Source organism: Parahaliea aestuarii, assembly GCF_008064635.1.
Classification (GTDB): Bacteria; Pseudomonadota; Gammaproteobacteria; order Pseudomonadales; family Halieaceae; genus Parahaliea; species Parahaliea aestuarii.
The window spans coordinates 275223-288471 of record NZ_VRYZ01000002.1 but is presented as its reverse complement, the minus strand read 5'-3'; the positions used below and the strand labels follow the sequence as shown (position 1 = coordinate 288471).

General features: G+C 62.4%; 12 protein-coding genes and 1 tRNA gene. 7 read left to right on the top strand and 6 right to left on the bottom strand.

Features of this window, described 5'->3' with window-relative positions:
- The first annotated feature begins 1 nt into the window (after window position 1).
- The 3 genes from FVW59_RS05650 to FVW59_RS05640 all read left to right on the top strand — a co-directional run bounded on the left by FVW59_RS05650 (window position 2) and on the right by FVW59_RS05640 (window position 4890).
- On the top strand, window positions 2-2839 hold the full coding sequence (locus tag FVW59_RS05650; protein ID WP_148063259.1) for a hypothetical protein: 2838 nt from the start codon (window positions 2-4) through the stop codon (window positions 2837-2839).
- Window positions 2840-3119: 280 nt separating this feature from the next.
- Complete coding sequence (locus FVW59_RS19595; RefSeq protein ID WP_187275777.1) at window positions 3120-3803, top strand: DUF3313 family protein; 684 nt, start codon at window positions 3120-3122, stop codon at window positions 3801-3803.
- Window positions 3804-3876: 73 nt separating this feature from the next.
- Window positions 3877-4890, top strand: coding sequence for an HAD family hydrolase (locus tag FVW59_RS05640; RefSeq protein WP_148063257.1), 1014 nt, complete (start codon window positions 3877-3879; stop codon window positions 4888-4890).
- Between the two features lie 11 nt (window positions 4891-4901).
- Here FVW59_RS05640 and FVW59_RS05635 read toward each other — a convergent pair whose 3' ends face one another.
- From FVW59_RS05635 to FVW59_RS05625, 3 genes are read right to left on the bottom strand one after another with little or no spacing between them, the layout of a single operon-like run.
- On the bottom strand, window positions 4902-6083 hold the full coding sequence (locus FVW59_RS05635; RefSeq protein WP_148063256.1) for a BamA/TamA family outer membrane protein: 1182 nt from the start codon (window positions 6081-6083) through the stop codon (window positions 4902-4904).
- Window positions 6080-7063, bottom strand: coding sequence for a hypothetical protein (locus FVW59_RS05630; RefSeq protein WP_148063255.1), 984 nt, complete (start codon window positions 7061-7063; stop codon window positions 6080-6082). The genes FVW59_RS05635 and FVW59_RS05630 overlap by 4 nt, the downstream gene beginning before the upstream one ends.
- On the bottom strand, window positions 7051-7740 hold the full coding sequence (locus tag FVW59_RS05625) for an OmpP1/FadL family transporter (RefSeq protein ID WP_148063254.1): 690 nt from the start codon (window positions 7738-7740) through the stop codon (window positions 7051-7053). The genes FVW59_RS05630 and FVW59_RS05625 overlap by 13 nt, the downstream gene beginning before the upstream one ends.
- Before the next feature lie 233 nt (window positions 7741-7973).
- Here FVW59_RS05625 and FVW59_RS05620 point away from each other — a divergent pair, with 233 nt between their 5' ends.
- Complete coding sequence (locus FVW59_RS05620; protein ID WP_187275776.1) at window positions 7974-8636, top strand: glutathione S-transferase family protein; 663 nt, start codon at window positions 7974-7976, stop codon at window positions 8634-8636.
- A 134-nt stretch (window positions 8637-8770) separates the two neighbouring features.
- Window positions 8771-8847 (top strand) — tRNA-Arg (locus FVW59_RS05615).
- 4 nt (window positions 8848-8851) lie between these two features.
- Here the strand turns inward: FVW59_RS05615 and FVW59_RS05610 are convergent.
- On the bottom strand, window positions 8852-9487 hold the full coding sequence (locus tag FVW59_RS05610; RefSeq protein WP_148063252.1) for a TetR/AcrR family transcriptional regulator: 636 nt from the start codon (window positions 9485-9487) through the stop codon (window positions 8852-8854).
- Between the two features lie 275 nt (window positions 9488-9762).
- Between FVW59_RS05610 and FVW59_RS05605 the strand changes: the two genes are divergently transcribed.
- Complete coding sequence (locus FVW59_RS05605) at window positions 9763-11700, top strand: transglycosylase SLT domain-containing protein (protein ID WP_148063251.1); 1938 nt, start codon at window positions 9763-9765, stop codon at window positions 11698-11700.
- 12 nt (window positions 11701-11712) lie between these two features.
- Here FVW59_RS05605 and FVW59_RS05600 read toward each other — a convergent pair whose 3' ends face one another.
- Window positions 11713-12108, bottom strand: coding sequence for a hypothetical protein (locus FVW59_RS05600; RefSeq protein ID WP_148063250.1), 396 nt, complete (start codon window positions 12106-12108; stop codon window positions 11713-11715).
- Between the two features lie 346 nt (window positions 12109-12454).
- Window positions 12455-12829: a translation initiation factor Sui1 gene (locus FVW59_RS05595; RefSeq protein ID WP_148063249.1), complete on the bottom strand. Its 375-nt coding sequence runs from the start codon at window positions 12827-12829 to the stop codon at window positions 12455-12457.
- Window positions 12830-12902: 73 nt separating this feature from the next.
- Between FVW59_RS05595 and FVW59_RS05590 the strand changes: the two genes are divergently transcribed.
- Window positions 12903-13130, top strand: coding sequence for a SlyX family protein (locus FVW59_RS05590; protein ID WP_148063248.1), 228 nt, complete (start codon window positions 12903-12905; stop codon window positions 13128-13130).
- Window positions 13131-13249: the final 119 nt, after the last annotated feature.

Sequence of the window (13249 nt, the reverse complement as noted above, 5' to 3'; positions counted from 1 at the left end):
CATGAAACGTAAAGGGCTTGTTGTGGCGACCCTGATAGCGCTGACGACCCTCGCGGGCTGTAGCGGCGGCGATGATGGCGACGATGTCACGATCAATATTGACAATGGCGGTGGTGACAACGGCGGTGGTACTCCCGATCCGAACGAGCCGACAACGCCGGACGGTGATTGCGACAATGTCGTGGAGGCAGGCTTTGTCAGCTTCAACGACGACTGCAGCGTCGGTACCCTGAGCGGCCTGGTGAACAGCGATTACGTGCTGACCAGCGATGTGCAATGGCGCCTGTCCGGCACCGTGCGTGTGGGCGAGGGCAACGAGAATGTGGCCAGCGCTGCCGACGTACAGGCGATTCGCGACGCCGGTGTAACCCTTGAAATCGAACCGGGCACCGACATCCGCGCCTTCGACGATGGTACTCTGCTGGTGACCCGCGGCTCCAGACTGGTGGCCGACGGTACCGCCAGCATGCCGATCACCTTCTCTTCCCTGGACAACAACTACGACGGCCTCGGCGAGTGGGGCGGTGTAGTAATCCAGGGCTTTGCGCCCCAGTACGGCCAGGGCGGCACCGGCGCCTGCTTCGGCAGTGGCGAAGTGTGTAACGTCGAAGGCGAGGGCGGCACCGAAGTCGCGGTCTATGGCGGCAACGATCCGGCCGACAACAGCGGCATCATCCGCTACGTGCGTATCGCCGAGGGCGGTCTGGTGGCCGGCCCCAACAACGAACTCAATGGTCTTACCCTGCAGGGCGTGGGCCACGGCACAACCGTCGAATACGTACAGGTGCACAACAACCTGGACGATGCGGTGGAATGGTTTGGCGGTACCGTCAATGCTCGCTACCTGGTGCTGACCGGCACCGATGACGACGACATCGACTACGATGAAGGCTACATGGGCAACATCCAGTACGCCATCATCCAGAAGGATCAGCAGAAGGCGACGCCCACCGGCTCCAACGACCCGCGCGCCATCGAGGCCAACTCATCAGATGCTGACTTCGTGCCGGAGACCAGCGCAGTGCTGGCCAACGTCACCATCATTGGCGGCCCCATGGTTAACAGCGAAGAAGCGGAGGCCGGTCGGCAGCCGGGTATGCGCCTGCGCGGCGCCCTGACCACCAGCATCTACAACACCTCGGTGCAGGGCTTCGATACCGGTTGTATTCGTATTGACGATGCCGACGTCAACGGCGACGGCTCCATCATCGAGCCTTCCAATGTCGTACTGGAAAACATTCTCAACGACTGTGCTGAAGGTATCTACACCCACGAGTTGCCCGAAAGTGCGGTGAATGTGACGACACAGACGCTGACCTACTCCAGCACCATGGCGATCAACGAGTCGGCGGCGCGCCTGGCCTCTGCGCCGGTGATCAACGCCGTTAATAACGGCTCTGGCTTTATGTTCGACCAGACCGACTACGTGGGCGCGGTTGATCCCGACGCAGCCACCGGCTGGTGGGAAGGCTGGACGCTGCCCGATACCCTGGGCAGTTCGGAAGACGTGCAGCCTGCTGATTTCGTCAGCTGCAACGCCGACAGCACGGTGTGCACCATTTCCGGCACCGTCGATACTGACTACACCCTGGTGGCCGGCGTGGAATGGCGCCTGTCCGGTGAAGTCCTGGTGGGCAACGGCAACCAGAGCGTCAGCTCCGATGCCGATGTGCAGGCCATTCGCGATGCCGGCGTGACCCTGACCGTGCGCCCCGGGGTCAATGTCAAGTCCTTCGACGATGGCTCCCTGCTGGTGACTCGCGGCTCCAAACTGGTCGCCAACGGCTCCGCAGCCAGCCCGATTACTTTCTCCAGCCTGGACGATGGCTTTGACGGCATCGGCGAGTGGGGTGGTGTGGTTATTCAGGGCTTTGCTCCGCAGTACGGGGCCGGCGGTACCGGCGCCTGCTTCGGCAGCGGTACGGTCTGTAACGTGGTGGGCGAGGGCGGTACTGTCGTGGGCAACTACGGCGGCAACGATCCGGCCGACAACTCCGGTTCGCTGCGCTATGTGCGCATCGCCGAGGGTGGCCTGGTGGCCGGCCCCAACAACGAGATCAACGGCCTGACGCTGCAGGGCGTCGGTCACGCCACCACCCTGGAGTACATCCAGGTACACGGCAACCTCGATGACGGTGTCGAATGGTTCGGCGGGACGGTGAATGCACGCTACCTGGTGCTGACCAATAACGACGATGACGACATCGACTACGACGAAGGCTACAAGGGCAATATCCAGTACGCCATCGTGCGCAAGGATCCGAACAAGGCTGCACCTACGGGCTCCAACGATCCGCGCGCCATCGAGGCAAACTCGTCAGACGCTGACTTTGTTCCGGAGACCGATGCGGTACTGGCCAACATCCTGATTCTCGGCAGCCCGATGAACAACAACGACGATTCAGACGCGGGTGCACAGCCCGGTATGCGTCTGCGCGGGGCCCTGACCACTGCCATCTACAACACGGCGGTACGGGACTTCAACGAAGGTTGTGTACGCATCGACGATGCCGACGTGAATGGCGATGGCTCCAACATCGTGACCTCCGATGTCACCCTGGTGAACCTGCTGGGTGAATGTGCTGACGGTTTCTACACCCACCGTGCAGCCGACATTGAGGACAATGCCGGTGAGCCCAACAACGGCACCGTCACCATTGATGACGCCTACGCCATCACCGAAGGCGCGGCGCTGGTTGCACCTCCGGGAATCGCACCGGTCGATAATGGCTCCGGCTTCACCTTCGACGACACCGGCTATGTCGGCGCCGTCGAGCCGGGCACTGCCGCCAATGACGCCTGGTGGGCTGGCTGGACTATTCCGGGCTCGCTCGACTAAGCATCAAACAATCCAGGTTCCATACCCTGGCCCGGGCAATTGCCCGGGCTTTTTTTTGCATTTTTCCCGGAAGGCATTCGATAGCGACATGGATCCGGTTATGATCCGGTTTTCTGCCGAATGGGCTTTAATGACGTTCGAAGCCAGCAGCCAACCCGCACGGGGAGGTGCACTTGCGTCAGATTGGGCTACACTCGGTATCACAGGTTTGAACCTCCCTCAGCGGAGCGGGAGATCCCGCCGCTGCGTTCAGCCTTTCATTACTCAGGAGATCAAAAAAATGAACCGATTTGCTGCGCTGACCACGTCCCTTGCCGCAGGGGTATTGCTATCGGCCTGTGCGGGTATGGAGTCCGCTCCACCCGCTGAGTCCTATGACGGCCTGCAACTGGTGCCTGATACGCAGTTTGGCGAGGTCTACAAAAAGCCGGGGGCTGATATCAGCGGTTACAAAGAGTACGGGGTGACCCCCTGTAGCGTAGCCTTCCGCAAGAACTGGCTGCGGGACCAGAACGATGACCGCATCGATCTTTCCAACCGGGTGACCCAGAAAGACGTCGACCGCATCAAGACCGCCATGGGCGAGGCCTGTGAAGAAAAATTCCGCGAGGCCCTGGCCGAGTCGCCGGCCTACAACGTGGTGGAAGAATTCACCCCGGGTGAGCAGGTGCTGGTGTTGCGTCCGGCGATTATCAATCTCGACATCAACGCACCGGACGTGCGCACCGCTGGCATCAGCCGCACTTACACCACCACCTCCGGGGAAATGACCCTGCTTCTGGAACTGGTGGATGCGACCACCGATGAAGTGCTGGTCAGGATTGTCGATCGCCAGCGCGACTTCGAGGACAACTACCTGACCTGGACCAACAGCGTGACCAACAAGGCCGATGCCGACCGCATTCTGCGCCGCTGGGCCAAGGAGCTGCGCGATGGTCTGGACAAGGTTACCGCGGGTAGCTAGTCCAGTAACCGGGGCGTCGAAGGGCGCCCTTTTTCTTTTCGGTCAGTTCATGAATCCACAGGAGAGATCGATCATGGGCCTTAAACTGCGGGTAAACCCGGGTATCGCTGCGCTGCTGACGGCAGTGTTGCTGGCCAGTACTGTGGCGCGGGCGGAGGATGTGTTGCCGTCGTGGCGTGAAGGGCCGGCTCGCGATGCCATCATTGCCTTTGTTGGCGCGGTCACAAAGGAGGGTGCCGACAGCTATGTCCCGCCGGTGGAGCGGGTCGCTACCTTCGACAACGACGGCACCCTGTGGAGCGAGCAACCGGTCTACTTCCAGTTGCTGTTTGCCCTTGACCGGATTCGCGCACTGGCGCCACAGCACCCGGAATGGAAGGATACCGAGCCCTTTAAAAGTGCCATTTCCGGCGATATGGAAGGCCTGAAGGCGGGTGGCATGGACGGCCTGATGAAGATTGTGGCCGCCTCCCACACCGGGGTTACCGCGGATGAGTTTGCCGCCGCTGCGCGGACCTGGCTGGGTGCAAGCCGCCACCCCCAGACCGGCAAGCCCTACACGGAGATGGTCTACCAGCCCATGCTGGAACTGCTGGACTACCTGCGCGCCAATGAGTTCAGTGTTTTCATCGTGTCCGGAGGCGGTATCGACTTCCTGCGCGTGTTTGCGGAAGAGGTCTATGGCGTAGCTCCGGAGCAGGTCGTGGGCAGTACACTGGAAGCCCACTTCGAATTGCGCGACGGTATTCCGGTCATCGTCCGCGATGCGAAAGTGTCGCTGATTGACGACAAGGCAGGCAAGCCCGTTGGCATCTACCGGCATATTGGCCGGCGCCCCATTTTTGCCGCCGGCAATTCCGATGGCGACCTGCAGATGCTGCAGTACACCACCATCCCTCGCAGCTCTGCCGACACCCGTCCCCGCTTCGGCCTGATCGTGCGTCACACCGACGCCGAGCGGGAGTATGCCTACGATCGCCAATCTGCCATCGGCAAGCTGGACCAGGCCCTGGACGAAGCGCCCCGGCGCGGCTGGTTGGTGGTGGACATGAAGAAAGACTGGCGCACCGTATACCCCGGCGCCTGAGCCGGGGGCTGCTACCAGGTAGAGCCGGCCTGGATATAAACGGCGGACTCCTCCGGCCCGCGGGCCACATCCAGACCCATGGCAAAGCCGTAGCGGCGGGCGATCAGGTAGCGAAAGCCCGCCCCGATAGTATCCACGTTATCGGCGCTGCCAAGGTCGTTAAAATGCTCCGCGGCGCGCCCCATCCCGCTGAATACGCCCACTTTCCATCGCATATTGATTTTGTAGTCCAGCTGCACTTCAGCGGTACCCACCGCTTCACCCTGATAGCGTGATTTGGGGATACCGCGCAGGTCGACGAAGGGCGGCACGTAGGAGGGAAGGGCCTCGTTGCCGGAGGCGCGTACAGCGTCGTATTGCAGACGGACACCGAGATTCCAGCGCTCATTGAGCTCCCAGTAGTTGAGGCCTGCAAACTGGTAGCTGTCATAGTCGACATCGCTGCCGATCGCGCCGTCAAACACTGTGTAATTGGCCGTGTAGTAATAGCCCTGCTGTGGATTGAAGGGATTGTCGCGGCTGTCGTACTCCACCACCGCGCCCAGCCCCGAGGTGGCGATCTTCTGGTCAAACTGGTCGGCCAGGGCATCGCCAAAACCGGGCGGTAGATTGGGCAGCCGCGGCGCATTGGCCAGGCTGGTTTCCACCTGGCGGTAGAACTGCCGGCCACCGATGAAGATGCCCGTCCCAGGAAGGCGGTATTTGAGGTCCTGGAACAGGGCCGGCCCCTCCAGGTTCAGTTCCAGCGGCCGCGGCAAATCGCCAAGGCGGGGCAGGGAGTAAAAATCCAGGTTGATGGAGGCGTAGCCGACAAAGCCCCGATAGCGCAGGGAGTCCTGCAGCCAGAAGCCCAGGTGGCCGCCGCCGGCGCCCCAGGTGCCGTTGTCGGTGCCCATGCCGCCGAGCACACTGATGTTTTCCGGCAGCATCGCCCGCTGGCTGGTGCGCTGCTTGCGCTGCTCCGCTGTTTCGTGAAAGAACAGTGCACCCATGGCCAGGCCGGTGCCCACCGCCGGTTCGGTGATGATGGAGGGAATCGGCAGGAAGCCCAGCGGCACCGAGGAGAGGTACTGGCTGGCGTCCAGCATGCCGTCCTCCGGGTCGATCATGTTGTCGCGGAAAAAATCATCGGCCTGGCTGGCGGCGGCACAGAGTAGTAGCGGCAGGGCACAGGCGCGGCGGCAAAATGTCATGGTTTGAACGCTCCGGGGCGAATCTTGAATTGCAGGCGGATGTAGGGGCTGGAGCCGGCATCGACGTCGATATCTTCAATGCCTGAATCCTGCAGGCGCAAGCCACGGAAACCGCCCACGCCGGCTTCCAGCGCGGCAAACACGTCGCCGCCGAGGCGCCGCTCGATGCCCAGCCCGAAATCCCAGGCATCCAGGTTCATGGCCACGCTGTCCGCGCCGCCCGCTGGCGTGGCCGACCACGAGGCGCCCGAGGGTGTAACCCCGAAGCGGAACAGCCAGTTGTCATCGGGGGCGTAGAGCAGGGCGGGCCAGGGCATCACCGCACTCAGTGTCCAGTGGTCGGTGACGGCCCAGGAGGCACCGAGGTAGGGGATGTAGAAATCCTCGCCGGGTGCGATATCGGCGTAGAGGCCGAAGGCCCACCACAGCCTGTCAGTCTGTACGTAACGGGCGAACACGCCCCCCATGGTTTGCCAGCTCCATTCGGCGTCGTCCAGGCTGGCCCTGTGGCCCATGGGCATGATGAAGGCGGCCGCCTGCCAGTCCGGGTTGACCTGGCGTATCCAGCCCACCGGCAAGCCGACGGTGGCCACGCTGAAATCCTCGCCCGGTGTGTCCTTCAGGCGAAACTCCGACCACGACAGGTATTCACCCACTACCACCGCGTCGCGCTCGCCCAACAGCCAGGGAATACCCGCCGCCTGGGATACCGTGCTCAACTGATATTCAATGGGAGCGCCGCGAGCCGAGCCGCTGACTTGGGTACTGCCGTAATGGCTGGCGCCAAGATAGGCCACCGGGGGAAAGGGCACCAGGGAGGCGGAGCGCTGGAACACGAACTCGCTGTCGCTGAAGTCGCGGACGATGCTGTCGACAAACTCGAAGCCGTGCGCCGGCCAGGTACACAGCAACAGAGCCACGGCGACCGCACTGCGTCCAGCGCCGTGGATATTGCTGCCGCCTGCCCTCAGAAATGCCACCTGGCATTAATACCGAGCTGGTAGATCACGGCTTTCTCGTACTCGCCCTGGAATTCGGCGGCGGAGATACGGGCGCTACCGAGATCGGCGTAATTGAAATACCCCCCCAGCGTGACAGAGTCGCTGAGGTTGTATTCGCCACCGAGGCCGACATGAATCTGGCGGTCGAGGGGCATGTCGGCGATGTGAAAGCGGGCGTCCATGGGATTGCTATCGTAGGACACACCAGCGGTAACTAGCCAGCGCGGATTGAGCTGGTACTCCATGCCGATGTCTGCGTGGGTGGTGTCGCGGGAGAGGCTGGCGCCGCTGCTGGCGACCGCGACGAAGGCTTCATCCAGTTCACTCCAGTCATCCCAGCCCAGGGACAGGTCCAGCGCGAGCCGCTTGCTCAATTGGTGGTGGATGCCCAGGCGCACCTTCTGCGTCATGGTCAGTTCAGTGTTGGTATCAACCTCGAGCGCCAGTCGTTTTAATTCCAGTTGGCCGCCAGGATCCGGGTTGAGTTCGCTCTGGTAGCTGAGGCCGATGCGGGTATCCCCGGAGAGTTTGTAAAGCGCGCCGGTATAGGCCGGTCCGCCAGTGCTATCGCCGAACCAGAGCCCTTCCGCCTGTGTCGCCGGAGCGGCGAGCACGGCGGCGGCCAGGGCCAGGCCAGCGATACGGGTTCTTTCCATGATGGTCTCTCTCCCATGCAACGCGCGCCAGGGCCCGCGTCTCCCCCGGGGCTATTCGCCCTATCTTTCGAAGTCTAGTCCAGATGGTGTTGTTTGCCTGAACTTTGTATACGCCCGCGCCGCGCTGATGGATGCCAATGTGCAACGTGACATTGCATATTCGGGTAGCGCAGGGGGCAGGGTGGACGCCTATACTGGGAGCATATTCAATCGACAGCAGAGAGAACCGCGCAATGATTACCCTCTACGGATTTCCCTTCAGCAATTACCACAACATGGTCAAGCACGCCCTGCTGTTCAAGGGGCTGGCTTTTGAGGAAGCCATCGTCTACCCCGGTTCGCCGGAGCTGGCGGCGGTCAACCCGCTGGGCAAGGTCCCGGCCATGCGCACCGCCCAGGGCACTCAACTATCCGAGAGCTCTGTTCTCCTGGAATACCTCGAGGATGCCCATCCCCAGCCAGCATTGCTGCCGCGCAATCCAGAGGACCGCGCGCGGGTGCGCCGTCTGACCAAGCTGGCGGAGCTCTATTTCGAGCTGTCCGCCAGGCGCCTGTTGCCCGTCGTATTTGGCGGTGCGGATATCCCCGCTGTGGTGCGTGATGACGTCAAGGAAGCCATGCAGCGCGGCGTGAGGGCGATGCGCGAACTGGCGGTGTTTGCCCCCTATGTGGCCGGTTCGCAACTGACACTTGCAGACATCGTGCTGCGCTACGCCCTGGCCATTCCCAAACTGGTAGGCCCGAGCCAGTTGAACCTTGATGTCGTAGCCGCCGTCCCGGGCCTGGCAGAGTGGGATGCGCGGATGGCCGACTCCGATATCTCCCGCCGGATCGACGCCGACCAGGAGGCGAACACGGCGGACTTCATGGCCTACCTGAAGACACGCGCGGGCTGAATGCTGGCGAGCTTTGCCAGCCACTGAATCGCCGCGCACTGCCCGGGGACGGCGCAGCAGCGCAAGCCGCTGCGGCCACGGGCTTGCCATGCAAAACTTCCCTCCCCATAATGCGCGGCTTCCTCAAGTGTCACGCCCCGGTAGCTCAGCTGGATAGAGCAAGCCCCTCCTAAGGGCTAGGTCGGACGTTCGAATCGTCTCCGGGGCACCATTCCTCAACTGACCATCATCGCCCTCATCATCCGGTGCAGCAGTTGCTTCTGCCGCGCCAGGTTCTGCCGGTCCCAGGGATCTCCCGCTTCGAGCAGGGCAAAGGCCGGCCCGGATACAAAGTAGCCGGTAGCGGCATTGAAGATGGCGAGCAGGTTGATGGCCATGCGCTCGCGTTCCAGATACTGCTCTTCCGAAACGGCGGACGCCGCGGCCATGCCCTCGTTGAACAGCCTGGCGAGCCAGCGGTGCAATACGGTATTGCCGGGAAGGCCCGCCTCTTCGCGCAGTGCCCGCTGCAGCAGCGGGGCGAGGTTGGGCTGGGCGACCAGCAGATCCATCAACAGGCCCGGCAGTTCGATCATCTCGGGCAGGGAGTGGGCTTCCGCCAGGTGGCGGGAGAGGGCGCTTCCGACCGGGTCGAGGATGCGGTGCAGGACGGCGGCGTAGATGGCTTCCTTGCTGGCGAAATGGTTGTAGATACCGGGTTCCTGCAGGCCGGCACTGTTGGCGATATTGCGCAGGGAGGTACCGTGGTAGCCCTGGCGGGCGAAGTGCGTTTCGGCGGCGTCGAGTATGGCCGCTGCGGTGCGCTCTCCCTTGCCCTTCCTGCTGTTTTCCGGATCACCGGGTTCCGACATGTCACAAAACCAGTTATCAGTTGATTGCTAAATTTTAGTCGATGACTGGTTGAGCTGATGGATTTTGCAGCAGGATTTCGCAAAAACAGGCCTGAAAATTAACTTCTGATAACTAGAAAACTGCGTAGCAGGCCTCCGGGCATCGGGTCGCAAGCCCCGGCGATGGATTTGCATCGGGAGGCTTGCATTCACATTGGCGCCGTATCAATCTGGAGCACTAATGGCGCGGCTGTTCCCGCGCCTGCGTTGGCTCTCAAGTGACGGAGTGTGTGGCCTTGCGGCGTGGAATCTGGCTGGTTGTGGTAGTGGCCCTCGGTTATGCGGGCTGGGCAGGGGCATCTTCGCCGCAGTTGCAGCAACCTGAGTCGGCGCGACAGGCCTACCACAAGGCCCAGCAGGCCCTGGAGCAGCGCCGCCTGGACGAATACCGGCGCCTGCGCAGTGGCCTCGATGACTACCCGCTGGCCATCTACCTCGATTATTACGCCCTGCGCCGGCAACCTGCACGGGTGACACGCCGGCAAGCCCTCGATTTTGTCAGCGCCAGCCTCAACTCGCCCCTGACCAATCGCTTCCTGGGCGGCTATCTGGAGCGAGCCGGGCGCGACCGGCGCTGGGATGATTTTCTCGCCCTGATGCCCGGCGAACCCAACTCGATCGAACTGAAGTGCTACTACTTCCGCGCCCGGCTGGCGAGCGGCGCAACACAGGCCGCCTGGGAGGGCGCTCGCCGGCTCTGGCTCCATGGCGAGTCGCGGCCGAAAGCCTGCGATCCCCTGTTTGCCGCCTGGACCAAGGCCGGCGAACTGGACGACGAAGCTGTGTGGGGGCGCATGTTACTGGCCTTCGACGCCCGCCAGCGCTCGCTGATGCGCTATGTGTCGCGGCGGGCGAGCCCCGCCCTCAAGCCCTGGGCCGCACACCTGCAGGCGGTGTATGCCAGCCCGGATGGCATGCGCAAAATCAGGATGCCGCTGGATAGCCCCTATGCGGCTGATATTGTCAGCCGCGGGCTTGCCTATCTGGCCCGCTACAGCCCGGAGCGGGCGCTGGATTACTGGCAGCGCTATCAGTCCGAAATGCGCTTCAGCGCGGAGCAAAGCAGGCAGGTGGAGTCGGCCATAGCCCTGCGCAGCCTGTTTGCCAAATCCGATACCAATCGCGAGTGGCTCGACGGTGCCCTGGCCCGCCTGAAGGACGACACGCTGGTCGAGATTCGCCTGCGCTGGGCGCTCGAAGAGCAGGACTGGAATGGTATGGACCGGGCGCTGCAGTGGCTGTCCGCCGCGGGGCGGCAGTCGAGCGTTTGGCACTACTGGCAGGCCCGCATCTGGGAGCAGCGCGGCGAAAGCGAACTGGCCCGGGGCGGCTTCGCCGCTCTCGCTGGCGAGCGCGACTACTACGGCTTCCTGGCGGCAGACCGCCTCGGTTTGCCCTACCAGTTCAATGCACAGGCAGTGGAACTGAGTGACGGGGAGCGCGCTGCACTGACCGCTTTGCCGGCGGTACAGCGCACCGCGGAGCTGCTCTATCACGAAGAGCCGAACAACGCGCACTCCGAGTGGTACGGCCTGCTCAACCGTTTCCAGGATCAGCCGCAGCAGTTGCTGGCACTCGGTCGGCTGGCGATGGAGGAGGGCTGGTTCCGCATGGCGATCGACGCCGCCAACCGCGCCGAAGCATGGGATGCCCTGGCGCTGCGATTTCCAACGCCTTACGCGGATACTTTCGAGCGCTACGGCGGCCTGCGCCAGGTGCCGGGCTCCGAGTTGATGGCGATTGCGCGGCGCGAGAGCGCGTTTTATCCCCTGGCGCGGTCACCGGTGGGAGCGCGCGGCCTGATGCAGATCATGCCCGCTACCGGCAAGCAGGTCGCGAGCGGGCTCGGTGTGTCCGACAGCACCGCGGCGCTGTTCCAGGTGGACTACAACGTGATGCTCGGCAGTGCGTACTACCGGGAGTTGCTGGATCGCTTCGGCGGCAATCGGGTGTTTGCGCTGAGCGCCTACAATGCAGGGCCCCACCGGGTCGATCGCTGGCGGCGCAAGGCGGGTGACAAGGTGCCGGTGGAAGTGTGGGCGGAGACCATTCCCTATCGCGAGACGCGCAATTACCTGCAGGCTGTGCTGGCTTACAACGTGGTCTTCCAGCATTTGAGCGGGAAGACGCCAGAACCGGTACTGAGTGCCGCGGAGCGGGCCGCGGCCTACTGACCGGGGTAAGTGTCAGGCCCGGAAGCGGGCGGCGACGGGGGCGGCTTCCTGATGTTTGCCGCCGCCGGCGCGCTGGTACAGCAGCCAGGCAATGGCGGTGCAATAGCTGAGGTTGGTGGTCAGTTCGCTGTCCGGGTCGCTCAGGAAGGCGCGCTGGCTCGCCAGGCCCCGTATGCGGCTCGCCATGTCCGGCTTGAAGGCGAGATAGCGATCCCAGATATCCCGGTGCTGGGCCGCGGTGATATGGAATAGTCCCAGGCCGTCATTGCGCGCCGAGAACAGACCCAGATCAGGTGCCGAGACAGCGGCGTCGAGCAGGAAGGTTTCGGTGCCGGGATTCCAGACACCAAGGTATTTCAGGGTAGGCCGGATGACCTGCTCCCTCAGATGCTCTGCGGTAACGTACATAACCCACTTCCTCGCAGGGATGACAAATCCGTCAGATACTGCCGTTTCACTCTTCTTATCGCGTTTACAGCAGGGCGAGGTGGTCTTGTCCGTTTTTCGCTCCGCTCGACACCGGTGTTAGTCCCGGAATTCGTGAACGTTGCGCGCCCATGACTGCATTTTTAGCACAGCAAAATAATAAATCCAATAAAAATAACGGCTTGAGAGGGTTTTCTTTAGAAGATTTTATGAATGTAGAGCTAAGTTACAATTCCGATAAGTTTTATAGAGCTATATTTTGTCGCTAAAGAACAGAAAGGGACCACATATTAAGGCGAATTTCGGCGAAATACCGAATAAAGGTTGTTTATCCTCCAGAGAGTTTTACCTTATGGCCCAGCGCTTCCAGTTTGGCCTTGACGGCCTCCCGGTGGTCGCCTTGAATTTCGATGTCTCCCTCCTTTACGGACCCTCCTACCCCGCAGTGCTGCTTCAGGGTTTTCGCCAGGGCCTTGAGTTCTGTTTCGCCCAGGGAGAGGCCCCGCACCACGGTGACCGATTTGCCGCCGCGGCCCTTGGTTTCACGCTGGATGCGCACGATGCCGTCACCGACGTAGGCGGGGCGGTCCCTGCCGCAGACGCAGTCGGCGACCGGCCTCGCACACTGCGGGCAGCGCCGGCCGACATCGGTTGAGTACACCAGTCTGCCGCCTTTGCCCTGGGGGTTTCCTGACTTTGCCACTGTCGATCTCCGTGTGTTGTTGTCGGGCCGGCAGTATATTAGCCTGCCGCCTTCTTTCACATGGACACCCTCTATGAGTGATGATGCAACGCTGGTACTGCTGCAGGAACTGCAGAGCCAGCTGGCCTTCCAGGACGACACGATCGCCGCCCTTAACGACGCCGTTTCCGCCCAGCAGCAGGAAATTCTGCTCCTGCGGCGCCAGCTGGAACTGCTCAAGCAGCGCCAGGACGAGCAGGCGGCAGCGCTCGAGGAAATGCCGGGTGCGGATGTGGCCAGCGAGCGGCCGCCGCATTACTGACCCGGTACTCTGAACGGCCCGGCATCGACTATTGATACTGCCAGTTGCCATGGCGCCTGCCTTTGCCCACACTGCGGCATCCCGACCATACCCACTGATCGAATAATTCATAAGGAGGC

Bases quoted from the DNA above. Each gene is read 5' to 3' on its own strand.
- FVW59_RS05650 (WP_148063259.1), top strand. From the start codon at position 2: ATGAAACGTAAAGGGCTTGTTGTGGCGACCCTGATAGCGCTGACGACC.
- FVW59_RS19595 (WP_187275777.1), top strand. From the start codon at position 3,120: ATGAACCGATTTGCTGCGCTGACCACGTCCCTTGCCGCAGGGGTATTG.
- FVW59_RS05640 (WP_148063257.1), top strand. From the start codon at position 3,877: ATGGGCCTTAAACTGCGGGTAAACCCGGGTATCGCTGCGCTGCTGACG.
- FVW59_RS05635 (WP_148063256.1), bottom strand. From the start codon at position 6,083: ATGACATTTTGCCGCCGCGCCTGTGCCCTGCCGCTACTACTCTGTGCC.
- FVW59_RS05625 (WP_148063254.1), bottom strand. From the start codon at position 7,740: ATGGAAAGAACCCGTATCGCTGGCCTGGCCCTGGCCGCCGCCGTGCTC.
- FVW59_RS05620 (WP_187275776.1), top strand. From the start codon at position 7,974: ATGATTACCCTCTACGGATTTCCCTTCAGCAATTACCACAACATGGTC.
- FVW59_RS05610 (WP_148063252.1), bottom strand. From the start codon at position 9,487: ATGTCGGAACCCGGTGATCCGGAAAACAGCAGGAAGGGCAAGGGAGAG.
- FVW59_RS05600 (WP_148063250.1), bottom strand. From the start codon at position 12,108: ATGTACGTTACCGCAGAGCATCTGAGGGAGCAGGTCATCCGGCCTACC.
- FVW59_RS05590 (WP_148063248.1), top strand. From the start codon at position 12,903: ATGAGTGATGATGCAACGCTGGTACTGCTGCAGGAACTGCAGAGCCAG.